Source organism: Cellulomonas hominis (assembly GCF_901521055.1).
Lineage (GTDB): Bacteria > Actinomycetota > Actinomycetes > Actinomycetales > Cellulomonadaceae > Cellulomonas > Cellulomonas endometrii.
The window spans coordinates 39,528-62,484 of the sequence record NZ_CABEGA010000015.1 but is presented as its reverse complement, the minus strand read 5'-3'; the positions used below and the strand labels follow the sequence as shown (position 1 = coordinate 62,484).

The following is a 22,957-nucleotide window of genomic DNA, read 5'->3' as shown; positions in this document are numbered from 1 at the left end:
GGCGCGCGGGCGGGACCGTTCAGCCGGCCGTCGGCGAGGCCGTCGCGCGGGCGTCGACCAGCTCCACCGGGTAGTGCTCGACGTCCACGGCCTCGAGAGCCGCGAGCCCGTCGGCGACGGCGTCGGGCAGCGGCCCGCACCCGTCGCCCGGCAGCGCGACCCGCACCGCGGCGCCCAGCGCGTCGACCAGCCACAGGTCCGAGCGCGGTGCGCCCTCGGCGCAGGCCCCGGGCGACGACGACGCCGCCGGGGTGGTGCCCGCGGAGAGCGCGTCGACGAGCGGCGCGACGTCCCCCTCCAGCCGGCTCGCGGTCACCGCGGCCCACCGGCCGGCGCCGTCGGTGAGCGTCTCGCCGGTGCTGCACAGCACGGCGGACACGGCGGTGAAGTCCGCGGGGAGGGCGTCCGCGGCCGGGGCGTCGGGGTGCGCCGTGGCGCCCGCGTACGCGTCGCCGTCGAAGCCGAGCGCCGTCAGCACCTGCGGCGCCAGGCAGTCGGCACCGGTCGTGACGGCGGTGCGCGCGGCCGCACGCGAGCCGGCGTCGGCCGCAGCGGACGGATCGGCACCCACGGAGCAGCCGGCGAGCACGCCGCCGGCCACGAGCAGGGCGGCGGTCCCGGCGACGAGCCGCGCGGCCGGGGTCCGGGGCCCGGAGGGTGCGCGGCGGTGCGGTGCTGCCATGCTGCTGCCCGCCCCTCGTCGCCCTCACGTCCCGGGACGCCAGGCGGGGCGTGGCCCGCACCTGGCGTCGTCAGGGGCGACTCCGTCGTGGCCCGGGTCGAGCGTAGGCGGGCCGCAGGACGCCGGGCCCCGCAGAGACCGGATCGTTAGCGAGCGGCGGCGGATCGTTGCCGGGCCGTGACCCGGGACGTGCCGGACCTCAGTCGGCGGCCTCGCACGCGCCGGGGACCGCCCCGGCCCGCACCCCGCCGGGCACCGGCAGCCCGCCCGGCACCGGCAGCCCGCCGCGCACCGGCAGCGCACCGCGCGCCGGCGATCCGACCCGGTGGGCTGCCGCCTCCGCGCGGGCCGGTGCGGCGGCCGGGGTGCCCGCTCGCGCGGCGCCGTCCTCGTCGGCGTCGACCTGCTCGGCCTGCTCGTCGGCCTCGGGCGCCCGAGTGCGGCCGAACCGCGTCCAGCGGCGCAGGACCCAGTCGATGGCGATGCCGGCCGCGGTCCCGACGACCACCCCGGCGACGACGGCGACCGCTGGGTACTTCTCCAGCCACAGGCCCGCCCCGGCGCCGACCAGCGTCCCGTAGAGCGCCCACGTCACCGCGGCGAGCGCGGTCAGCCCGACGAACCGCCTGCGCGGGTACCCCAGCGCGCCGGCCGTCATGTTCACCGCGACGCGGCCGATCGGGATGTACCGCGCCGCCAGGATGAAGGACGACCCGCGGTGCGCCAGCGCGTGCTCCGCCCAGGCCAGTGCCTTGCGGCCCCGGGGGCCGCGGAAGAGGCGCAGCGCGTGCACGTCGACGCGGGAGCCGATCAGGTAGGCGATCTGGTCACCGGTGAACGCGCCGATCGCGCCGGCGAGGGCGATGAGGGCGAGGTTCGGCTCCCCGTGGGAGACCGCCAGCGACGCCAGGCCGATGACCACGGACTCGCTGGGGATCGGGGGGAAGAAGCCGTCGATCGTCGCGAACAGCATGAGCGCCGGGTACACCCAGAGCGACTCGGCCAGCATCGGGACCCAGTCCTCGATGGCGCTGATCCAGTCCTGCAGCACGGTCATCAGCTCCTGGGTCGTGGTGGCCTCTCGGCGGTGGAGGCCTCGCCGTCCACGCTAGGTGGGCGCCGCGGGCCGCGACATGGGGGACACCCCCGAGTCCCCCCTGGTCCTCCCCCCATCGTGCCCGGGGCCGTCGCGGCCGGGCATCGCCCCCCGGGCCGACATCGGCCGCCCACGGGTCCCCCCTGCGACGGACACCCGTGGTCCTCACGGTGCGGTCCTCGCAGCGTGGTCCGCGAGCGGGCCGCTGCCTCGGCCCGTGACCCCAGTCCACCACGCACCACCGACACGGGTCACGGAGTTTCCCGGGCGGTCAGGGGACGGTCCGGCGGCGATCCGATGACGGTCGCGTGGCCGTCCGGTGACCGTCCCGTGGCCGGCGCGGCGGCCGGCTGCGTCAGTCGCCGAGCGGGAAGCCGAGCATCCGCGCGGCCTCGGCGGGGCGGGGCTCCGTCGCCCAGTGCGCCCCGATCTCGTCGGTCGCCGACAGCGAGCGCAGGTGCGCCCGGTCCAGGTACAGCGTGCCGTTCAGGTGGTCCGTCTCGTGCTGCACGATGCGGGCGGGCCAGCCCTGCAGCACCTCGTCGAGCGGCGTGCCCGCCTCGTCGGCGCCGGTGAGCCGCAGCCGGCGCAGCCGCGGGACGACCGCCTGGTAGCCGACGACGCTGAGGCACCCCTCGTAGAACGCGACGCGCTCCGGCTGCTCCCCCGGGACCGGCTCGTATCGCGGGTTCACCAGCACGCGGAACGGCAGCGCGGGCCGCTCCCGGACCACGCCGGTCTCGGTCTCGCCGGCCCCCGGGTCGGCCACGACGGCGAGCGCCAGCGGCAGCCCGACCTGCGGGGCGGCGAGCCCGACGCCCGGCGCGGCGTGCATCGTCGCGCGCATCAGCGCCACCAGCCGGGCGAGCTCGTCGCCGTCGACCTGGCCGTCGAACGGCACGGCCCGCATCCGCAGGGCCGGGTGGCCGGCCTGCACGATCGGCACCGTCCCGGACGGGTCCGCCGCGGCGGCGTCGAGCAGCCGCAGCACGTGCTCGCGCACGACCGCGGCGGGCCAGCGCGCCTCGGGGGCGGAGCCGGCCACCGGGCTCACCGTCGCGTCGTCCACCGGGTCAGAGCGCCAGGCGGTCGCGGACCACGTCGGCGAGCTGCGCCGCCACGCGGTCGGCGTCGTCCTGCGTCGCGGCCTCGACCATGACGCGGACCAGCGGCTCGGTGCCCGACGAGCGCAGCAGCACCCGGCCGGTCGACCCCAGCGCGGCCTGCGCGGCGCCCACCGCGGCGGACACGTGCTCGTCGGTGCCCGCGCGCGCCTTGTCGACGCCCGGGACGTTGACCAGCGTCTGCGGCAGCCGCCGGACCACGGCGGCCAGCTCGCTGAGCTTCTGCCCGGTGGCCGCGACGCGGGACGCGAGCTGCAGGGCGGTCAGCGTGCCGTCGCCGGTGGTGGCGTGGTCCGCGAGGATCACGTGCCCCGACTGCTCGCCGCCCAGGTTGTAGCCGTGCGCGCGCATGGCCTCCAGCACGTACCGGTCGCCGACGCCGGTCTCGACGGTGCGGACGCCGGCGGCCTGCATGGCGAGGCGCAGGCCCAGGTTGCTCATCACCGTGACGACGAGCGTGTCGTGCGCGAGGATCCCGCGCTCGCGCAGGTCCAGGGCCAGGACGCCCATGATCTGGTCGCCGTCCACCAGCGCGCCGGTGTGGTCGACCGCGAGGCAGCGGTCGGCGTCGCCGTCGAACGCCACGCCCAGGTCCGCACCCGACGCGACGACCGCCGCCTGCAGCTGCTCGGGGTGGGTGGAGCCGCAGTTCTCGTTGATGTTCCGGCCGTCGGGCGACGCGTTGATGACGACGACGTCCGCCCCTGCCTCGCGCAGCGCGAGCGGCCCGACCTCGCTGGCCGCGCCGTTCGCGCAGTCGACCGCGACGCGCAGCCCGGCCAGGTCGTGCCCGATGGTCGACACCAGGTGCTCGACGTACTGCTCGCCGGCGCGGCCCGTGTCCGAGCGGATCCGCCCGACGTCGGCGCCGACCGGGCGGGACCAGTCCTCGCGGAGCCGCTGCTCGATGGCGTCCTCGAGCTCGTCGTCGAGCTTGTGGCCGCCGCGCGCCAGGAACTTGATGCCGTTGTCCGGCATGGGGTTGTGCGACGCGGACAGCACGACACCGAGGTCGACGTCCAGCGCGGCCGTGAGGTGCGCGACCGCGGGCGTGGGCAGCACGCCGACGTTCAGCACGTCGACTCCCGCGCTCGCCAGGCCGGCGGCCACGGCGGCGGACAGGAACTCGCCCGACGCGCGGGGGTCGCGGCCCACCACGGCCCGCGGGCGGTGTCCGGCGAACTCGCCGCGCTGCCCGAGCACGTGCGCCGCCGCTACGGACAGGTCGAGCGCGACCTCCGCGGTGACGTCCCGGTTGGCCAGGCCCCGCACCCCGTCGGTGCCGAACAGTCGTCCCATGAGGACCCCTTCGTCGTGGGCCGCGTCCGCGGCCCCCTGCATCGTGCCAGGGCGCGCGCCGTCGCGGCCCCGGTTCGCCGTCGTGCCGGTCGCCCGGTGGCGGGCACCGGAACGGCCGATGGCCCCGAGGGTCGGACCCTCGGGGCCATCGGCCGCGGTTGCTGATCGGTGGATCAGCGCTTCGAGTACTGCGGGGCCTTGCGGGCCTTCTTGAGACCGGCCTTCTTGCGCTCCACGACGCGGGGGTCGCGGGTCAGGAAGCCGGCCTTCTTGAGCGTCGCACGGTTGTGCTCCTCGTCGATCGCGTTCAGCGCGCGGGCGATGCCCAGGCGCAGCGCACCGGCCTGGCCGGAGACGCCGCCGCCGTTGATGCGGGCGATGACGTCGAAGCGACCCTCGACGTCGACCAGCTTCAGCGGGTCGTTCACGAGCTGCTGGTGCACCTTGTTCGGGAAGTACTCCTCGAGGGTGCGGCCGTTGATCTTCCACTGGCCGGTGCCGGGCACCAGGCGCACGCGGGCGATGGCCTCCTTGCGGCGGCCCAGGGCCTGGCCGGGAGCCGTCAGGCTCTGCCCGCGGCCCGCGGGGGCGCTGCTCTCGGAGGTGTAGCTGCTGGGCGTCTCGCCGCCCTCAAGGTCGATGTCGACCGTGGTCTCGGCCACTGATGTGTCCTCGCGTCCTGTCTCGGTGTCCTCGCGGGCGTCAGCCCTGCGCGACCTGGGTGATCTCGAAGGGCTTCGGCTGCTGGGCGGCGTGCGGGTGCTCGGCACCCGCGTAGACCTTCAGCTTGGAGAGCTGCTGGCGGGCCAGGGAGGTCTTCGGGAGCATGCCACGCACGGCCTTCTCGATCGCACGCTCAGGGTGCTTCTCGAGGAGGTCGGTGTACGTGGTCGCCCGCAGGCCGCCCGGGTAGCCCGAGTGACGGTAGGCGAGCTTGGTCTCCCGCTTGTTGCCGGTCAGCGCGATCTTCTCCGCGTTGATGACGATGACGAAGTCACCGCCGTCGACGTGCGGGGCGAAGGTCGCCTTGTGCTTCCCGCGCAGCAGGGTCGCCACGTGAGTGGCCAGGCGGCCCAGGACGACGTCGGTCGCGTCGATGACGTACCAGGTCCGCTGGACGTCGCCGGGCTTCGGGGTGTACGTGCGCACGGTCGTTGCCTTCTCGTTGTCTCTGACTGTGTCCACGGCAATCCCGTAGAAGCCGGGGTCAGCCGATGAGTACCGTCGGTGCGTCGTCCATGGACCGGTGAATGGGAACGCACCGATCGACACGGACTCAACGCACAACGACTCACCAGGGTAGCCGCCGCCACCGCGCCCGGTCAAAGCGGCCGGACGGGGACCCGTGCGACGTCGGTCACGCGCGGCGCGGCCGCGAGCGGGTTGTCAGCGCGCCCGCGCCACCCGCCCGGCGTCCCACACCGGCTCCGGGGTCTCCACCACGGCGCCGTCCTCGCCGAACACGAGGAACCGGTCGAACCCGCGCGCGAACCAGCGGTCGTGGGTCACGGCCAGCACGGTGCCCTCGAACGCCGCGAGCCCCGCCTCCAGGGCCTCCGCGGAGTGCAGGTCGAGGTTGTCCGTCGGCTCGTCGAGCAGCAGCAGGGTCGCGCCGCCGAGCTCGAGCAGCAGGATGTGGAACCGCGCCTGCTGCCCGCCGGACAGGGTGTCGTACCGCTGCTCGGCGGAGGCGACCAGCTCGTACCGGTCCAGGGCCTTGCTCGCGGGCTCCCGCCCCATGCCCGGCCGCCGCCCCTCCCCGCGGTGCAGGATCTCCAGCAGCGTCCGGCCCGCGAACGCCGCGTCCTGCGCGTGCTGCCGGTTCTGCGCGAAGAACCCGGGCACGACGCGCGAGCCCAGGCGCGCGACGCCGGAGTGCCGCACGGGGTCGATGGGCATCTCCCCCTCGGTGGGGGCCTGCTCGGGCTGCGGGTCGGTGCCGCCCGCGGCGAGCAGCCGCAGGAAGTGGGACTTGCCGGACCCGTTGGACCCGAGCACCGCGACGCGCTCGCCGAACCACACCTCCAGGTCGAACGGCTGCATCAGCCCGGTGAGCTCCAGGCCCTCGGCGACCACGGCGCGCTTCGCGGTGCGCCCGCCCCGCAGCCGCACCCGGACCTGCTGGTCGCGCGCGACCTCCTCCGGCGGGCCGGCCTCCTCGAACTTGCGCAGCCGGGTCTGGGCCGCGGAGTACCGCGACGCGAGGCCGTCGTTGAACGCGGCCTTGGTCTTGAGCGTCTGGACCAGGGTGACGAGCTTGGCGTGCTCCTCGTCCCAGCGGCGGGCGAGCTCCGCCAGCCGGTCGCGGCGCGCCTCCCGGGCTTCCGTGTAGGTGGTGAACGTGCCGCCGTGCACCCAGACGGTCGCGCCGGCGCGCGCGGGCTCCAGCGTCGCCACGTGCGTGGGCACCCGGGACAGCAGCTCGCGGTCGTGGCTGACCAGCAGGACGGTCTTGGGGCTCGCGAGCAGCCGCTCCTCCAGCCAGCGCTTCGTGGGCACGTCGAGCGCGTTGTCCGGCTCGTCGAGAAGCAGCACCTCCTGCGGACCGCGCAGCAGCGCCTCCAGCACCAGGCGCTTCTGCTCGCCGCCGGACAGGGTGCGGACGCTGCGGTGCTGCGCCCGGTCGAACGGGATCGACAGCACGGCGTCGGTCACGCGGTCCCAGTCGGCCTCGACCTCGTAGCCGCCGACGTCCGCCCAGTCCGCGAGCGCCTGCGCGTACCGCATCTGGGACGGCTCGTCGTCGACCTCCATCATCCGCAGCTCGGACGCGGTGAGCTCGGCCGCGGCCGCCCCGATCGCGCCGGTCGCGAGCGAGGCGAGCAGGTCGCGCACGGAGCGGTCGTCGGCGATCCGCCCCACGTCCTGGCGCATGACGCCGAGCCCGCCGGTGCGCACGACCGCGCCCTCGTGCGGCTGCTCGTCGCCCGCGACGATGCGCAGCAGCGTCGACTTGCCGGCGCCGTTCGGCCCGACCAGCGCGGTGCGCTGCCCCTCGCCCACCCGCAGGTCGATGCCCCCGAGGAGCGGCCGGCCGTCGGGGAGCACGTAGCGCACGTCGTGCACCTCGAGATGACCCATGCCCCGATGGTCCCAGCACCACGGCCCCGTCCCCAACCCGATATGCCTGCGGTGGCATCCTGCGGGAGCCGGTGCCACGCTCGGAGGCATGAGCGACACCCCAGCCACCAGCACCGACCCGGCCCTCGGCTCCGAGGGCGACGACAACCAGCTGCCCGGCGAGGACACCCTGTCCGACCGCGGTGTCGACCCCATGGACGAGGGGTTCACGCTGCCCGAGCGCGACCGCCCCGCGGTGAGCCACTGGGGCGAGACCCCCTGGGAGGAGTCCCGCGGCGAGACGCTCGACCAGCGCGTCGCCCAGGAGGAGCCCGAGGTCTGGGAGGCCGACCCCGCGCCGGACGCGGGCCGCGAGCCCGACCGCGCCGGCCGGCTGCTCGAGGACGACGACGCCGTGGAGTCCGGCGGCAACGACCAGTTCGCCGTGGACGCGGGCATCGACGGCGGCGCGGCGTCGGCCGAGGAGGCCGCCGTGCACGTCGTCGACGAGGAGCCGTGACGGTTCCGTCCTGAGCCCTCACGCCGAGGTCGGCAGTGCCCGGTCGAGGTCGGCAGGTCCGGGTGCCGAGCTCGGCGCCGGACTGCCGATCTCGGCGATCGCCAGCGGCCGGGGCCCGTCAGTCCGCGCGCAGCGGGTGCGGGTGGACGTCGTCCGGCGAGCGCAGCGCGCGGGTGCGCTGCTGCCGGTCGGCGAGCTCGGCGTCCGGGGGGTACACGACCTCCTCGAGGGTGAGGCCGTGCGCGGCGACGACCGCACCGCCGGGGTCCCGCCGGCCGCCGACGAGCAGCTCCGCCGGCCAGTCGACGCCCCGCCGGCCCTCCCCCACGGCGATGCTGGCCCCCACGAGGGCCCGCACCATGCTGTGGCAGAACGCGTCCGCGCGGACCGTCGCCACGACCAGCCCGGCGTCCGGCCCGTCGGCGGGCCGCTCCCACCGGAGCTCGTCCAGGGTCCGGATCGTCGTCGCCCCCGGCCGCGGCTTGCAGAACGCCGCGAAGTCGTGCCGCCCGAGCACCCGGGCCGCCCCCTCGTGCATCGCGTCGACGTCGAGCGGCCGGCGGGTCCACAGCACGTGGTGCCGGCGCAGCGGGTCCCGCAGGGCCTCGTCGTCGCAGATCCGGTACACGTACCGCCGCGCCACCGCCGAGAACCGCGCGTCGAAGCCCTCCGGCGCGACCCGCACCCGCGTCGCGACGACGTCCGCGGGCAGCACGCCGGCCAGCCGCGTCAGCAGCGACTCCTCCGGGGAGCGGTCCGAGCGCCCCGGCACGGCCCGCCACGCGTCGTCCGGCACGTCCACGTGCAGCACCTGCCCCCGCGCGTGCACGCCGGCGTCCGTCCGCCCGGCGACCGTCACCCGTGGCGGCTGCTGCCCCCGGTGAGCGGAGCGCAGCACGAGCCCCAGCCCGTCCTCCACGACGCCCTGCACGGTGCGCAGCCCCGGCTGGCGCGCCCAGCCCGCGAAGTCCGTCCCGTCGTAGGAGAGGTCGACGCGGACGCGGACGGACTGCGCCTCGTACGGGAGCACGCCGGAGGGGTCGAGGGGCTGGTCGCGCACGCATTGAGCGTACGGGGCGGGCGGCTGCTCTACGGTGGACCGGTGCCAGCGCCCGCGTCGACCCCGTACACGCTCGCCGTCGACTGCGGCGGCGGTGGCATCAAGGCCTCGGTGCTCGACGCGTCCGGCACGCTGCACGCCCCCGCGGTCCGGGTGCCGACCCCGTACCCCCTGCCGCCGGAGCGCCTGGTCGCGACGATCGCGGAGATCGCCGCGCGGCTGCCCGCCTTCGACCGGGCGACGGTCGGCATGCCGGGGATGATCCGGCACGGCGTCGTCGTCGCCACCCCGCACTACGTCACCCGCTCCGGCCCGCACACCCGGGTCGACCCCGAGCTCGTCGCGGCGTGGGCGGGCTGCGACATCCGGGCGGCCGTCGAGCAGCAGCTCGGCGTGCCCGCCCTCGTCCTCAACGACGCCGAGGTGCACGGCGCCGGCGTCGTGTCCGGCACCGGCGTGGAGCTCGTCCTGACCCTCGGCACCGGGCTCGGCTCCGCCCTGTTCGACGGCGGGCAGCTGGCGCCGCACCTCGAGTGGTCGCACGCCCCGGTCCGCCGCATGACCACCTACGACGAGTACATCGGCCAGATCCAGCGGGCCCGGCTCGGCGACGCCCTGTGGTCCCGCCGCGTGCGGCAGGTCGTCGAGGGCCTCCGGCCGGTCGTGCTCTGGGACCGCGTGTACCTCGGTGGCGGCAACGCCCGGCAGATCACGCCGCAGGTGCTCGCCCGGCTCGGCGACGACGTCGTGGTGGTGCCGAACCAGGCGGGCATCGTCGGCGGCGTCCGGGCGTGGCAGCTCGGGGTCTGACGGCGGTCTAGCGCCGCGGCGCGGCGTCCCGCTCCCGCGCCGTCACCGCGTCGACCGCGTCGAGCAGCACCCGCGTGAACCCCACCGGCGCCACCAGCGACACCAGGTGCGTCGCGCCCGGGACGATCACCAGGCGACCGTCCCGGCAGGCGCGCAGGAACCGGCGCTCCTCGCCCCGGAAGTGGTCGTAGCGCCCGTTCACCAGCCACACCGGCGCCTCCACCGCCGCCAGGTCCTCGACCGGCGTCGCGGACCGCATCGCCCGCAGCGCGTCGTCCACCACGTCGAGCGCGAACCCGCCGGCGGCGACGTCCCGGGCGCCCTCGACGGGCAGCACCCGGTCCACCATCCCCTGGTTCAGCCCCGCGCCGGCGTCCGGCAGCCGCGCGATCCCGCGGGCCAGCAGCGCCCACCCGTCGACCAGCGCGGCCAGCGGCCGGGTCGAGCACGACGCCGCGACCAGCCCCGCCACCTGATCCGGGTGCCGGGCGGCGTGGGCGATCGCGGTGTACCCGCCGAGCGACAGCCCGACCACGAGCGCGCGCCCGCCGGCCGCGTCCACCCCGTCGGCGACCGCCGTCACCGCTCCGTCGAGCGTGAACCGCTCCCCGAGCCGCTCCCCGTGCCCGGGCAGGTCAACCGCCACCGCGCGCGAGCCGTACGCCTCCAGAGCCTCGACCTGCGCGCGCCACATCGTGCGGGACGTCCGCAGCCCGTGCACCAGGACGACAGGGACGCTCATGCCCCCCGACCGTACCCGCCGGCTCCCCGGGGGACGCGACAGGGCCCGGCCCACGAGCGTGCAGCTCGCGGACCGGGCCCTGTCGGTGCGGACCGATCGGTCAGGCCTTGTCGGCCTCGTCGGTCGTCGCCTCGGTCGCGGTCGACTCCTCGGCCGGGGCCTCGGTGGTCTCCTCGACGGTCTCGTCGGCGGCGGTCTCCTCGACCGGCGCCTCCTCGGCCTTCGGCGCGGCCTTCGCGGCGGCCTTCGTGGCCTCGCGGACGACGGCCTGCTTCGGCGAGACGGGCTCGAGGACGAGCTCGATCACGGCCATCGGCGCGTTGTCGCCCTTGCGGGGGCCGATCTTCGTGATGCGGGTGTAGCCACCCTGGCGCTCGGCCATCTGCGGGGCGATCTCCACGAACAGCTCGTGGACGACCGACTTGTCGCGGACGACGGTCAGGACGCGGCGGCGGGCGTGCAGGTCACCGCGCTTGGCGAACGTGACGAGGCGCTCGGCGAGGGGGCGCAGGCGCTTGGCCTTGGCCTCCGTCGTCGTGATGCGCTTGTGCTCGAACAGCGCCGTGGCCAGGTTGGCCAGGATCAGCCGCTCGTGCGCCGGGCCGCCACCGAGCCGGGGACCCTTGGTGGGCGTAGGCATGGTCTTTACTCCTTGGTTCCAGTGATGGGCGGGCGGCGCGCGTCAGCCACGCGCCGCCTCCCCGGCGTCAGTACTGCTCGTCCTCGGTGAAGTCGCCCTCGTCGCCGTCGTAGTACGCGGCGGCGCTCGGGTCGAAGTCGAGCGGGCTGTCCTTCAGGGACAGGTTCAGCTCGGCCAGCTTCTCCTTGACCTCGGTGATCGACTTCGCACCGAAGTTGCGGATGTCGAGCAGGTCGGCCTCGGACCGTGCCACGAGCTCGCCCACCGTGTGGATGCCCTCGCGCTTGAGGCAGTTGTACGACCGGATGGTCAGCTGCAGGTCCTCGATCGGCAGCGCCAGGTCGGCGGCCAGGGCCGCGTCCGTCGGCGACGGGCCGATCTCGATGCCCTCGGCCTCGACGTTCAGCTCGCGGGCCAGGCCGAACAGCTCGACCAGGGTCTTGCCGGCCGAGGCGAGCGCGTCCCGCGGGGTGATCGCCGGCTTGGTCTCGACGTCGACGATGAGCTTGTCGAAGTCGGTCCGCTGCTCGACACGCGTCGCCTCGACCTTGTAGGTCACCTTGAGGACGGGCGAGTAGATCGAGTCGACGGGGATGCGACCGATCTCGGCCTCGTACGACTTGTTCTGGTTCGCCGACACGTAGCCACGGCCGCGCTCGACGGTCAGCTCGATCTCGAGCTTGCCCTTCTCGTTCAGCGTGGCGAGCTGCAGGTCGGGGTTGTGCACCTCGACACCGGCCGGCGGGACGATGTCCGCCGCGGTGACCTCACCGGCACCCTGCTTGCGCAGGTACATCACGACCGGCTCGTCGTTCTCCGAGGAGACGACGAGGTTCTTGATGTTGAGGATGATCTCGGTGACGTCCTCCTTGACGCCCGGCACCGTGCTGAACTCGTGGAGCACGCCGTCGATCCGGATGCTCGTCACGGCCGCGCCCGGGATGGACGACAGCAGGGTCCGGCGCAGGGAGTTGCCGAGCGTGTAGCCGAAGCCCGGCTCGAGCGGCTCGATGGAGAACCGCGAGCGGTACTCCGAGATGACCTCTTCGGTCAGGGTGGGGCGCTGTGCGATGAGCACTTCGGGGTTCCTCTCAGCGTGCGTCCGCCATATGACGCAGCGCAGGTGTACTCGCTGGCCGCCTCGGGTCTCGGTCCACCCGGACGACCGGCCGGCACCGCGCACGGGCGGGAGATCGCTCCCCCGCCCGTGGCGGCCCGGCTACGGGGTGTCAGACGCGGCGGCGCTTCGGCGGACGGCAGCCGTTGTGGGCCTGCGGCGTCACGTCCTGGATCGAGCCGACCTCGAGGCCGGCGGCCGTCAGCGAGCGGATCGCGGTCTCGCGACCGGAGCCCGGGCCCTTGACGAAGACGTCGACCTTCTTCATGCCGTGCTCCTGCGCCTTGCGCGCGGCGGCCTCGGCGGCCATGCCCGCGGCGTAGGGGGTCGACTTGCGCGAGCCCTTGAAGCCCACGTCGCCGCCGGACGCCCAGGAGATCACGGCGCCGCTCGGGTCGGTGATCGAGACGATCGTGTTGTTGAAGGTGCTCTTGATGTGCGCCTGGCCGTGGGAGACGTTCTTCTTCTCCTTGCGGCGCGGCTTGCGCACGGAACTGCGGGTCTTGGGAGGCATCTGCTCGTTCTCTCTCGCTGCTGCTCAGGTGAGGTCGGGTGTCCGACGCGGCTCGGCCGGCGCGTCCGTGAGGGCGCGGGCTCGGCGGGCCGCGGTCGGGCTACTTCCGGCCGGCCTTCTTCTTGCCGGCGACGGTGCGCTTCGGGCCCTTGCGGGTACGCGCGTTGGTCTTCGTGCGCTGACCGCGCACGGGGAGCCCGCGGCGGTGACGCAGACCCTCGTAGCTGCCGATCTCGACCTTGCGGCGGATGTCCGCGGCGACCTCGCGTCGCAGGTCACCCTCGAGCTTGAAGTTGCCCTCGAGGTAGTCACGCAGCGTGACGAGCTGGGCGTCGTCCAGGTCCTTGACCCGGACGTCGGGGCTGATGCCGGTCGCGGCCAGCGTCTGCTGGGCGCGGGTACGGCCGACGCCGTAGATGTAGGTGAGCGCGATCTCGAGCCGCTTCTCGCGGGGGAGGTCGACGCCGACAAGACGTGCCATGTGCCTTCCGGCTCCTGTACTTCTCCTCGGAGGTCTGCCGCACCGTCCTCCCGCTTGGCTGCGGGCCCCGGCCTCCGAGCCAGGGGTTCACCGGTCCGATCCCGTCGTGCGGGTGCGGTGCCGGTTCGGCGGTGCGCTGGTGGCCGTCCCCTGGGGTCAGGGAGCGGCCGGGTGCTGCTGCTCGATCAGGTGCCGAGCGGCGGCAGGGCTCTTGTGCTCAGCCCTGGCGCTGCTTGTGGCGCAGGTTCTCGCAGATCACCTGGACGCGACCGTGCCGGCGGATCACCTTGCACTTGTCGCAGATCTTCTTGACGCTGGGCTTGACCTTCATGGCCTGTTCCTCCGCCGCCGATGCACCTCGTCCCCGCGAGCGGGGGCGTGGCCGACGGCGATGCTCGTTCGGTCGATTTACTTGTAGCGGTAGACGATGCGCCCGCGGGACAGGTCGTACGGGCTCAGCTCGACCACCACCCGGTCCTCCGGGAGGATCCGGATGTAGTGCTGGCGCATCTTGCCCGAGATGTGGGCGAGCACCTTGTGGCCGTTCGTCAGCTCCACGCGGAACATCGCGTTCGGCAGAGCCTCGACCACGCTGCCCTCGATCTCGATGACACCGTCCTTCTTCGCCATGTCCTCCGCTAACTCTTGTCCTGAACTTCCGGTCCACGCCCCGTGTCCGCCGGCACGACCGGCGGGCGGGAGGTGGTGGACGTGCCCCGTGGCCTGCGCCGCGGTCCACCCGCACGGCACGACCACGGAAGCGGTCGGGCTCGGGCGGGACGTGCAGCAGCGACAGGGCGCACACCCAACGGACGATCATACGCCATCGGGCCTCGCGGGAGAAACCGTGGCGGCGGCCGTCAGCGGACGCGCCGCACTCCGGCACACCGCTCCCAACGCCCGGGCCGCCCAGCTTCTTCCCGTCCGCCGCCTCGCCGGCGACGCGGTGTGCGCCCCGTGGCGGCGACTGCGCCCCCTGCAGGAGGCGCAGTCGCCGCTGGAGGGCGCAGTCCCCGCTACGGGGCGCAGTCGCGGCTGCCGGGCGCAGTCCCGGCTACGGGGCGCAGTCCCGGCTTCGGGGCGCAGTCCCGTCCGTCGGGCGCAGTCCCCGCGCGTCAGGCCCGGTGCCGGTGGGAGCCGCTGCCGAGCCGGCCGCGTGAGCCCGCGAGGGCCAGCAGCGCCGCGCCGAGCACGATCAGCGCCGCGGCACCCCCGAGCGGCGCCGCCGGCGTCGCACCCGTGACCGCGAGGTCCGCCGCCGGGTCGGCCGGGTCGGCAGGGCCGGTCGGACCGGGCTCGCTCCAGGCGACGTCCTGCGCGGCCAGCACCTCGAACAGGTACCCCCGGCCCGTCACGTCCACCGTCGCGGTGTTCGTGACGTCGGCGTCCGCGGCGGTGAGCCCCGTGACGATCCGGACCGTGGCGGTCTCCCCCGCCGGCAGCGAGCCGTCGTGGTCGCAGGTCACGACCTGGCCCACCGCGGTGCACGCGAAGCCGGTGCCCGACGCGGTCCGGAACGACAGGGCGCCGGGCAGGGCGTCCACGACGGCGAACCCGGCGTAGGCGTCCTGCGTGCCGGTGGAGGCCACCGTCACGTCCCAGGTGATGGAGTCCGCGGTGCGCGCGACGGCGGTCTTGCGGAGCGCGAGCTGCACGTCGTCCGCGAGCACCATCCCGAAGTCCAGGGTGGTGTCCTCCTCGCCGCCCACGAGCTGCCGCGACGGGGCCGACCACGTGGCGGAGTCCGCCGCCGGGTCCGTCCCCGCGCCGGCGACGGTCGGGGCGTACCCCGCGAGCGCCGACGCGGACGCCAGGCGGTCCACCCGCACGACGTACTCCCCGGGCAGCAGGCCCGTGAACGCGTACCGCCCGTCGGCGTCCGTGGTGACCGCTGCCACCTCGGTGCCGTCGGCGGCGGTGACGGCCCGCAGGTCCGGGGTCCGGAGCTCCAGGACGACGCCCGGCAGGCCGCGCTCGCCTGCGTCCTGGATCCCGTCCTCGTCGGCGTCGAACCACACGAGGTGCCCGACGGAGACGGAGCGCTCGACGAGGCCGGCGTCCCAGGTGCTGTCCACGTACGCCGCGGTGACGCCGTCCGCCGCGGTGGCCGCGCGGAGTCCCGGTGCGCCGGGTCCGACGGTGATGGCCGCGGTCCGCCCGGTCCCCGGCGTGCCGGTGTCCTCGGCGTCCGAGTCGGCGTCGGCGCGCGGAGCCGTGCCGGAGCGCGGTGCGGTCCACGTGTACCGGGCCGCGTCGGCCGGGGTCAGCTCGAGCTCGACCCGGTACGTGCCCGGCTCCAGCAGGTCGAACCGCCAGGTGCCGTCGGCGCCGGTGACCGTCGTGGCGAGCACGACCCCGGTCCCGTCGAGGAGCCGGACCGTCACGCCCGGCAGAGCGTCCTCGCCGGCGTCCTGCTTGCCGTCGCGGTCGGCGTCCAGCCACACCCGGTCCCCCAGCGCCCGCAGCGGGCGGTAGCCGAAGTCGAGGGTGTCGTCCGCGCCGCCGCCGACGAGCACGGCCGAGGTGGCCGAGCCCGTCGCGGAGTCGGTCGCCGGGTCGCCGGGCGTCCCGGCGGGCGTCGGGACGTACGGCGCCAGCGCGGCGGCCGACGCGGCAGCGTCCACGGTGACGGTGTAGGCACCCGGGAGCAGGCCGGTGAAGGCGTACCGGCCGTCGGCGTCGGTGGTGACCGGCCCGACCGGCGCACCGTCCGTGCCGGTGACCGGAGCACCGAGCGCGTCGGTCAGCGTGAGCACCACGCCGGGCAGCCCGGGCTCGCCGGCGTCCTGCACGCCGTCGTCGTCCAGGTCGACCCACACGCGGTCACCGACACGCACGGGGCGCTCCGCGAGGCCGGCGTCCTGGCTGGGGTCGGCGTAGTCGGCGTCGGCCGCGGCCCACAGCGGGTCCCCGGCCAGCTCCGCCACGGTGACGAGCCCGCTCCCGGGGGTCAGCGTGAACGCGGCGGTGCGGCCGAGCCGCGCTGTCACCGGCACCACGTCGGAGTCGCCGGTGGCGTCCCCGGCGAGCGCGCCGGTGAACGTCCAGCGCCCCGCGAGCGCGTCCGGCAGCTCGACCTCGACCCGGTACGTCCCGGGGTCGAGCGCGTCGAACCGGTACCGGCCGTCGGCCGCGGTGGTCGTGGAGCCGACCACCGCGTCGTCCGCGGCCAGGAGCCGGACGGTCGCGCCGGGCACCGGGTCCTCGCCCACATCCTGGCGGCCGTCCCGGTCCGCGTCGAACCACACGGTGTCGCCCACGGCCAGCGGCCGCCACTGCAGCCCGGCGTCGCGGGTGGCGTCGACGTGCGTCGCGGCGAGGCCGGGGTGCGCGTCCTGCCACGCGGTCGGCATGGCGGCGACGGCGACCGTGCCCGGCCCGCCCGCGCCGAGCACCACGTCGGCGATCAGCGCGCCGTCCGCGTCGAGGACGGCGTCGGAGTCCAGGTCGTCCGAGCCGGCGTCGGCACCGGTGAACCGGTACTGCGCCGCGAGCGCCGGGGGCAGCGTGAGCCGCACCTGGTAGGTGCCGGCGGGCAGGCCGTCCACCAGCCAGTCGCCCGCGGCGCCCGTCGTGGTCTCGGCCGCCCAGCCCGCGGCGGCGCCGCTGCCCTGGTACAGGTCGACGACCACACCGGGCACGCCGTCCTCGCCGGCGTCCTGGACGCCGTCGCGGTCGAGGTCGAGCCACACCCGGTCCCCGACGGCGACCAGGGGGTCACCGGTGGCGACCGCCACGGCGTACCGGGCGCCCGCCTTCAGCGGCACGGAGGTGACGTCCACGGGCCGGCCGGCGCCGGCGTCGGCGGGTACCCGGAAGGCGAACGAGTTCCAGGTGTCCGCCTCCTTCGGGGCGCCGGTCAGCGGCGTGCGCATGGACCAGCCGACGCGGACGGACTCGCCCGACGACAGCTTGTCCGCGCCCGCGAAGGTGACGACGAGCTTGAAGCCGGTGACCCGGGCGGCCTGCGCCGCCGGCACGGTGCTGCCCGGCGCGAGCGGGGTGCTGCTCCACGTGCCGGGCACGGGGTCGAAGTCCGCGCTGGCGGGCAGACCGCCCGCCCGGTAGTCGGCGGTGGTCGTGTACACGGCGAGCGTCGCGCCGGCCGGCAGGCCCGCCATGCTCACCAGGGTCGGCACGTGGCCGTCCCACACCGGCCGCCAGGCGCTGCCGCGGCTCCCCGACGCGCTGCCGTCCATCGCCGGGTAGTCGCCGACGGTCGGCAGCATGTCGACCATCTCGAGCCGGTCGGCGGCGATGCTGGCGCGGCTGGTGACCTGCACCTGCCACTGCGTCGTCGCGCCGGCCGTCGAGACCACCGAGCACGGGTAGCGGTACCAGTCGGCGTCCACGCCGGTGCCGCGCGGGGCGCACGCGCTGGGCGCGCCGGGCTTCGCGGGCGTGGTGCGCACCGCGCCGGTCCCGGGCGCGGCGTCGCGGACCCACTCCTCCGACACGTACACGTTCGCGCCGCCGATGGTCAGCGCCGCCGCACGGACGAGGCAGGCCGCCGCGTCAACGTCGTAGGTGCCGGGCGCGCAGCCCGTCCCGCCGTCCGACCCCGACGGCGCGGCCACGAGCGGGCGGGACGTCGACGCGGCCGTCGCGGTGTTCACGACGGAGGTCGTGGACAGGTCGGTCGCGACGCGCAGCCACAGCAGGACCTCGACGCTGGCGCCCGGGGCGAGCCGGTCGTCCGCGCCGAACGTCAGCACGACGGCCGACTCGTCCGCCTGCACGACCGGCGCGGCGAGCGGGCTCGGGGTCCCGCCGGGCCCCTGCACCGTCCACGGCTGCTGCCCGTCGGGCGCCGTGCCGTAGACCAGGGAGCCGTCCTCCGGGAGCCGGTCGGTCACGACCAGCCCGGTGAGGTCGGCAGCGCCGGTCCCCGTGGCGGTGTTGGTGACGGTGATCCGGTACCGGACCGCGTCGCCGGGCTTGCGCGGGGCCACGTCGAGCTCGGCCTTCTGCACCCGCACGGTGGCGCTCCCCGCGTGCACCGCGACGGGGACGTCGGCGGTCGTCTGCTCGGTGGAGGTCAGGCCGTCCCGCAGCGCCTGCGCCGTGACGTGGTTGCTGACCACGCCGCGCGTCGTCTCACCGGGGTTGGTCGCGTGCTCCTCGGCGCCCTCGTACCGCCAGCCGTCCGCGCCCACGGCGCTCGGCAGGCCGCCGGTGCGCAGCTCCTCGCGCAGCACGCCGGCCAGCGTCGCCTCGCCGAAGCCCTGGCCGGGGGCGGTGATCCGGTCCTGGTCGGTGTCGACGAACCGCACCCGCACGCCCACGACGTCGTCCGCGGTCGCGCCGTGCGCCGCCGCCAGCGTCGCCAGGTCCCAGGTGGTGCCGAGCGCGCCGCTCCCCCACGCGCGCCAGGTGCGGGCGCCGTCGTACGTGCCGTCGGCCCCGATCTCCAGGTCCGCGCCGGCGACGAGCACCTCGAGGTCCGCCCGCTCCGCGCCGGTGGGCACCCGGTCGACGCGCACGCTGCGCGCGGCCACGGCGTTGAAGTAGCGCGGGTCCGCGTCGGTCACCAGCAGCGCGTCCGCGGGGGTCAGACCGAAGTTCTGGGTCGACAGGACGGCGGTCACCGTCGGCACGGTCGCGTCGCGCTGCACGTCGACGGGCGTGACCTCCAGCGCCGGGAACGCCTGCACGTCCGGCTCGCGGACCGTCGTGGTGGCGCTCGCCTCAGCGGCGCGCACGGCGGCGGTGCAGCCGGTCGCCGCGGTCGGGCTGCCGGTCTCGTCCGCGCAGACGCGCGCGTCGGACACGGTCGCCTCGACGTCGTTCGTCACGACCGTGTCGGCCGACACTGCCAGGCCGCTGACGCGGTTCTGCGGCAGCAGCCGCGTCGCCAGCGTGAGGCGGGCCGTCCTGTCGGCCTGGATCCGGCCGGTGTACCGGACCTGGACGCCGACCACGTCGGCGAGCGCGGTCGCGTCGTAGCCGAGCGCGGTCGCGACCGGCACGGGCGCGGACGCCGTGACGCCGTCCTCCGCCGTCCACCGGTAGAGCACGACCTGCGCGTCGGTGGCGCCCGTGACGGCCGCGGCGGTGGTGACACCGGTGATGCGGGTGATCGCGAACCGGGCGAACGGCGCGGACGGGTCGAGCGCGGCCGGGTCGAGCGTGGCCGTGCGGTCGATCCCGCTCGGCTCCGTCAGGGTCAGCGCGTCCACCCGGGTCGTGGAGGTGCTCGTGCCCGTGACCGTCAGCGTGGCGGTCGGCCACTGGTCCGCCGGCGCGTCCTGGCCCTCAACGGGCAGGGCGAGCTCGTCCAGGTCGGTGCTCGGCTCCAGCGGCGTGCCGTTCTCGTCACGGAGCCACGTCTTGGTGGCCGTCACGCCGAGGGACGCGGGCTGCACCGTGAACGTCTGCTGGCCCACCGGGTTCACGGGGCCGCCGAGGTCGAGGTCGTCACCCGTGCCGCCCGGCCCGGTCCAGCCGGTGACGCGCCCGGAGTTCACGACGGTGCCCGCGGCGGTCCCGGTGTAGCGGAACGCGTTGTTCACCGGCGTGCCCGTCGCCCGCGAGGTGTCGCGCAGGGCCAGCGTGAGGGCGACCGGGCGGGCGGGGCCGTCGGTCGACGCGACGGCGCCCGGCGTGAGCGTCGGCAGCAGGGCGCGGCGCCAGTCACCGGCAGGCAGCGCGTCACGCTCGGCGTCGGTCCGGGCCTCGTACACGAGCTGCACGCCACCGACCCGGGCCTGCAGCGACGCGTTGACCGTCAGCCCGGGGAACGACCCCTTGTAGGGGAACGCGCCGACCGCGGCGCCGCTCGTGAACCGGACGTCGTCGCGGGAGGCGCCCACGGCGACCCAGCCGGTGCCGTCCCACTTCTGCGTGCGCAGCGAGTGCCACTCCCGGGCGACGGCGTCGTACACGCGCACGTCGGTCACCTGGTCGAACACGAGGTACGGGTCGTGCACGCCCGACGGGGACGCGCCGGAGGTGATCGGCGTGATCCCCGTGAGGTCGAACGTGTCGAAGAAGCTCGCGGCACCGCCGACGTCGGGCGTGCCCTGCCCGTCGGCGAGCCCGTTCCCGTCCGCGACGGTCGCCGAGGCGAGGTCGTTCCCGCCGGTGCCCCAGGTGAGCGTGGCCGTCGTCGTCTGCGCCGTGCCCTCCGTCCCGTCGAGCCGGCTCAGGGTCTTCAGCAGCGCCGGAGCGCCGGCGCCGGCCGCGACGCCCAGCACCGACACCGTGTCCGAGGGCCGCCGGACCACGCTCGTGACCACGTTGCCCTCGATCGTCGCCGACGAGGTGATCTCCGCGACGTTGCGCGGGACGGCGCCGTCCTTCCAGGCCGCGGTGTCGAGGACCGCGTCCCGCACGGCGAACGTGATGCGGGTGCGCAGGACGGTGCCGTCGGCGAACGTCGTGCCGTCGGCCCGCACGGCCACGACGCGCATGCCGCGCCACGCGTCGGAGCCGGACAGGTCCGCGCGGTCGCCGGCGTAGTCCTGCCACGCCGGGGCGCCGCCGGTGTTGGTGTAGTACTGCACCGTCGCGGTCACGCCGGCGGGTGCGCCGGGGTCCACGGAGACGGGCCGGAACGCGTTCCACCACGCCGCGCCGGTGGCGCTCGAGGAGGTCGCCGCCCTGGCGCTGTCCTCGATCGTCAGCGTGTCCGGCAGGTGCCCGCTCGCGCCGGCGCGCGCCACGGCCTCCAGGATCGCGGTCACGGTGCTGCCCGCGGTAGTGGGGACGTACGGCTCGGCGACGTACTTGGTGCCGTCGACGCCGACGGTCGGCACCGCGACGGCCACCGTCGCGGCCGTCACCGGGCGGTTGCCGCTCTGCGCCGTGCGGGGCGTGAGCGCGGACCGGGTGCCGCCGAGCACCGTCGCGGCCGTGGTGTGCGCGGCGTAGGTCTGCGCCTGAGCGGAGGTCGCCGCGCGCACCAGGTACGGCACGGCGACGGACGCGCCCATCGGCACGGGCGCGCCGGTGCCGTCCGCGCTCCGGAGCGTCGCGGTGAACCCGGTCACCTGCGACCAGTCGGTCAGGCCGAACGAGGCCGCGCCGGTCGGCACGACGGGCGCCGCGGCGTCGAGCACCACGGAGCCGGCCGGGCCGCTCGAGGTCCGCACCGCCAGCACGAGCTGCGCCGGACCGGTGAGCCCCGAGACGACGATCCCGGACCCGTCGCCCGCCGCGCCGCTGCGCGCCGCGCCGAAGCCCGCGAACGTCAGGCCGGTCCCGAGCACGCGCGCGTCGAGCGCCGGCAGGTCGGGGTCGAGCGCCGCGTTGGTCGCCGTCACGTCGGACGCCGCGGACGGCACGGCCAGCTCGAGCTGCTCGACCGCGCGGCGCGACCAGTTGGTCCCGGCCGCCGTCGCGACGACGTAGCCGCCGCCGTACACGGTCCCGGCGGACAGGCCCCGGAGCGACGTCGCCGAGCCCGCGTACGCCCGCGGGTCGAAGACGCGGAACCCGCGCGTGACGGCGGCGGCGCCCGTGACGTTCGCGCCGCGCTTCGCGGACGACGTCGCGGTGCCCGCCACGGCGAGGGTGTTGAGGTCGGACGCGACGTCGAACGTCGCGGCCGGGGCGGTGGTGACGTACTCCGCGGCGGCGCCGGTGCGGGCGACCGGGGTCGACCCAGCGCTGCCGTGCTCGCGGACCGCGATGACGGTGGTCGCCACGGCCCCAGCGTCGAGCAGCGTGCCGTCGGCCGCCGCGAACACCAGGCGCAGCCCGGTCAGCCCGGCGCGGGTGCCCGCGTCCAGGCCGGCGAGCAGGTCGCGGCCCTGGTCGGCCGGGGTGAACGTCCCGACCGCGACCTGGGCCGTCGCCGACGACGCGCCGGTCCAGCGCCACCCGGTCACCACGAGGCTCGCCGCGCCCGCCGGCCAGCCGGTCACGGCCGTGCTCGTCAGGTCCGTGAGCATCCCCGCGGTGCCGGCAGCCGGGCGGAGCGACGGGTCGGCGCCGCCCCAGGTCACGGTCAGCTGCTCGGCCGGGTCCCCGGTGCTCGTCGCGACGACCGTCGCGGTGTTGGTGGGCTGCTCGACGCCGTCGTCGACGCCGGACAGGTAGCTCGTCCGCGACCACGACAGGGCCGTCGTCGTGGCGAGGTTCACCGGGAACTGACCGGTGACCCGGACCCGGGACGGCAGCCCGGCGCCGGCCTGCGACGACGGGGTCGCGACGGCAGACCCGGTCTGCGCACCGCCGGCCGAGGGCGCCACCAGCACCGAGTCGAACCGCAGCGAGCCGTTGCTGCCCGCACGCAGCCCCGTGCCGCCGTCGTCTAGCGCGCTGCGGAACGCGACCCGGAACGCCGCGGCCTGCGCCGGGTCGGCGGTGGTCGTCGTGGCGGCGGCGTCGCTGAAGTACGTGACGACGGTCGTGGGGTCGAGGTCGACCGCGGGCAGGGGGCCGGTCAGCCGCAGCTGCCCGAGCACCACCATCGCCGCGGCGTCCACGCAGTCCTCGGTGTCGCTGGCGCACCGGTACCCGAACGTCGACGTCACCGTGCCGGTCGCCGCGCTCGCCGCGTACTGCAGGTCGGACGCGTAGGCCGGGTCTGCCGCCGGCTGGGGGTTCGCGGCGGCCGCTCCGGCCGTCACCGTGAACGAGGTGACCTGCAGCGTCGGCGCCGGGGCGTCGCCGGCGGCCGTCGCGGGCGCGGCGGCGGTGCCGAGGACGATCGGCGCGAGCAGCGCCCCGACGGCGGAGAGCACGGCGGGGCGGCGGAGACGGTGCAGCAGGTTCATGTCGGTCCGGGAGGTCGCACGGGCGCGCGACGACCGGGGCCGTGGCGCGGGGAACGACATCTCTTCGGCAGTTGCCTGAGCCGACATGAA

General features: G+C 75.8%; 18 protein-coding genes. 2 read left to right on the top strand and 16 right to left on the bottom strand.

The window, feature by feature from the left end; genetic code table 11:
• Positions 1–19: 19 nt before the first annotated feature.
• From KJP73_RS03715 to KJP73_RS03685, 7 genes are all read right to left on the bottom strand, one after another.
• On the bottom strand, positions 20–682 hold the full coding sequence (locus KJP73_RS03715; protein ID WP_213281404.1) for a hypothetical protein: 663 nt from the start codon (positions 680–682) through the stop codon (positions 20–22).
• A 199-nt stretch (positions 683–881) separates the two neighbouring features.
• Positions 882–1,739 (bottom strand): DedA family protein, encoded by an 858-nt coding sequence (locus KJP73_RS03710; RefSeq protein WP_213281403.1) that lies wholly within the window; start codon positions 1,737–1,739, stop codon positions 882–884.
• A 394-nt stretch (positions 1,740–2,133) separates the two neighbouring features.
• Positions 2,134–2,823: a peptide deformylase gene (locus KJP73_RS03705; RefSeq protein WP_213281402.1), complete on the bottom strand. Its 690-nt coding sequence runs from the start codon at positions 2,821–2,823 to the stop codon at positions 2,134–2,136.
• A 28-nt stretch (positions 2,824–2,851) separates the two neighbouring features.
• Positions 2,852–4,201 (bottom strand): phosphoglucosamine mutase, encoded by a 1,350-nt coding sequence (gene glmM, locus KJP73_RS03700; RefSeq protein ID WP_213281401.1) that lies wholly within the window; start codon positions 4,199–4,201, stop codon positions 2,852–2,854.
• A 173-nt stretch (positions 4,202–4,374) separates the two neighbouring features.
• Positions 4,375–4,863 carry a 30S ribosomal protein S9 gene (gene rpsI / locus KJP73_RS03695; protein ID WP_213281400.1) on the bottom strand — a complete coding sequence of 163 codons (489 nt, stop codon included), beginning with the start codon at positions 4,861–4,863 and terminating at the stop codon, positions 4,375–4,377.
• 40 nt (positions 4,864–4,903) lie between these two features.
• Positions 4,904–5,350, bottom strand: a complete 447-nt coding sequence (rplM, locus tag KJP73_RS03690) for a 50S ribosomal protein L13 (RefSeq protein ID WP_213281413.1) — start codon at positions 5,348–5,350, stop codon at positions 4,904–4,906.
• Between the two features lie 237 nt (positions 5,351–5,587).
• Entirely contained in the window at positions 5,588–7,282 is a 1,695-nt protein-coding gene (locus tag KJP73_RS03685; RefSeq protein ID WP_213281399.1) for an ABC-F family ATP-binding cassette domain-containing protein, read from the bottom strand.
• An 88-nt stretch (positions 7,283–7,370) separates the two neighbouring features.
• Here KJP73_RS03685 and KJP73_RS03680 point away from each other — a divergent pair, with 88 nt between their 5' ends.
• Complete coding sequence (locus KJP73_RS03680; protein WP_213281398.1) at positions 7,371–7,781, top strand: DUF5709 domain-containing protein; 411 nt, start codon at positions 7,371–7,373, stop codon at positions 7,779–7,781.
• Positions 7,782–7,899: 118 nt separating this feature from the next.
• Here the strand turns inward: KJP73_RS03680 and KJP73_RS03675 are convergent, their stop codons facing one another.
• Positions 7,900–8,841: a tRNA pseudouridine synthase A gene (locus KJP73_RS03675; protein WP_249669074.1), complete on the bottom strand. Its 942-nt coding sequence runs from the start codon at positions 8,839–8,841 to the stop codon at positions 7,900–7,902.
• 42 nt (positions 8,842–8,883) lie between these two features.
• Between KJP73_RS03675 and KJP73_RS03670 the strand changes: the two genes are divergently transcribed.
• A complete protein-coding gene (locus KJP73_RS03670; RefSeq protein WP_213281397.1) occupies positions 8,884–9,651 on the top strand; it encodes an ROK family protein in 768 nt (255 codons plus the stop codon).
• Between the two features lie 7 nt (positions 9,652–9,658).
• On the opposite strand, the gene KJP73_RS03665 is transcribed toward KJP73_RS03670, so the two are convergent.
• From KJP73_RS03665 to KJP73_RS03630, 8 genes are all read right to left on the bottom strand, one after another.
• A complete protein-coding gene (locus KJP73_RS03665) occupies positions 9,659–10,393 on the bottom strand; it encodes an alpha/beta fold hydrolase (protein WP_213281396.1) in 735 nt (244 codons plus the stop codon).
• Positions 10,394–10,493: 100 nt separating this feature from the next.
• A complete protein-coding gene (gene rplQ, locus KJP73_RS03660) occupies positions 10,494–11,033 on the bottom strand; it encodes a 50S ribosomal protein L17 (RefSeq protein ID WP_213281395.1) in 540 nt (179 codons plus the stop codon).
• Between the two features lie 67 nt (positions 11,034–11,100).
• The gene (locus KJP73_RS03655) at positions 11,101–12,111 is read right to left on the bottom strand and encodes a DNA-directed RNA polymerase subunit alpha (RefSeq protein ID WP_213281394.1); all 1,011 of its coding nucleotides are present in this window, start codon (positions 12,109–12,111) and stop codon (positions 11,101–11,103) included.
• A gap of 151 nt (positions 12,112–12,262) precedes the next feature.
• Positions 12,263–12,664, bottom strand: a complete 402-nt coding sequence (gene rpsK / locus KJP73_RS03650) for a 30S ribosomal protein S11 (protein WP_213281393.1) — start codon at positions 12,662–12,664, stop codon at positions 12,263–12,265.
• Between the two features lie 100 nt (positions 12,665–12,764).
• Positions 12,765–13,145 carry a 30S ribosomal protein S13 gene (gene rpsM / locus KJP73_RS03645; RefSeq protein ID WP_122147671.1) on the bottom strand — a complete coding sequence of 127 codons (381 nt, stop codon included), beginning with the start codon at positions 13,143–13,145 and terminating at the stop codon, positions 12,765–12,767.
• 217 nt (positions 13,146–13,362) lie between these two features.
• Positions 13,363–13,476 carry a 50S ribosomal protein L36 gene (gene rpmJ / locus KJP73_RS03640; RefSeq protein ID WP_013117849.1) on the bottom strand — a complete coding sequence of 38 codons (114 nt, stop codon included), beginning with the start codon at positions 13,474–13,476 and terminating at the stop codon, positions 13,363–13,365.
• A gap of 77 nt (positions 13,477–13,553) precedes the next feature.
• Entirely contained in the window at positions 13,554–13,775 is a 222-nt protein-coding gene (infA, locus tag KJP73_RS03635) for a translation initiation factor IF-1 (protein ID WP_013770189.1), read from the bottom strand.
• 485 nt (positions 13,776–14,260) lie between these two features.
• Positions 14,261–22,867 (bottom strand): SdrD B-like domain-containing protein, encoded by an 8,607-nt coding sequence (locus KJP73_RS03630; RefSeq protein ID WP_213281392.1) that lies wholly within the window; start codon positions 22,865–22,867, stop codon positions 14,261–14,263.
• Positions 22,868–22,957 lie beyond the last annotated feature (90 nt).

Excerpts from the sequence above, each read along its gene's own strand:
- KJP73_RS03710 (WP_213281403.1), bottom strand. The coding sequence starts at position 1,739 with ATGACCGTGCTGCAGGACTGGATCAGCGCCATCGAGGACTGGGTCCCG.
- infA (WP_013770189.1), bottom strand. The coding sequence starts at position 13,775 with ATGGCGAAGAAGGACGGTGTCATCGAGATCGAGGGCAGCGTGGTCGAG.
- KJP73_RS03630 (WP_213281392.1), bottom strand. The coding sequence starts at position 22,867 with ATGAACCTGCTGCACCGTCTCCGCCGCCCCGCCGTGCTCTCCGCCGTC.
- KJP73_RS03680 (WP_213281398.1), top strand. The coding sequence starts at position 7,371 with ATGAGCGACACCCCAGCCACCAGCACCGACCCGGCCCTCGGCTCCGAG.
- KJP73_RS03665 (WP_213281396.1), bottom strand. The coding sequence starts at position 10,393 with ATGAGCGTCCCTGTCGTCCTGGTGCACGGGCTGCGGACGTCCCGCACG.
- glmM (WP_213281401.1), bottom strand. The coding sequence starts at position 4,201 with ATGGGACGACTGTTCGGCACCGACGGGGTGCGGGGCCTGGCCAACCGG.
- rpmJ (WP_013117849.1), bottom strand. The coding sequence starts at position 13,476 with ATGAAGGTCAAGCCCAGCGTCAAGAAGATCTGCGACAAGTGCAAGGTG.
- rplQ (WP_213281395.1), bottom strand. The coding sequence starts at position 11,033 with ATGCCTACGCCCACCAAGGGTCCCCGGCTCGGTGGCGGCCCGGCGCAC.
- KJP73_RS03715 (WP_213281404.1), bottom strand. The coding sequence starts at position 682 with ATGGCAGCACCGCACCGCCGCGCACCCTCCGGGCCCCGGACCCCGGCC.
- rpsK (WP_213281393.1), bottom strand. The coding sequence starts at position 12,664 with ATGCCTCCCAAGACCCGCAGTTCCGTGCGCAAGCCGCGCCGCAAGGAG.
- rpsM (WP_122147671.1), bottom strand. The coding sequence starts at position 13,145 with ATGGCACGTCTTGTCGGCGTCGACCTCCCCCGCGAGAAGCGGCTCGAG.
- KJP73_RS03685 (WP_213281399.1), bottom strand. The coding sequence starts at position 7,282 with ATGGGTCATCTCGAGGTGCACGACGTGCGCTACGTGCTCCCCGACGGC.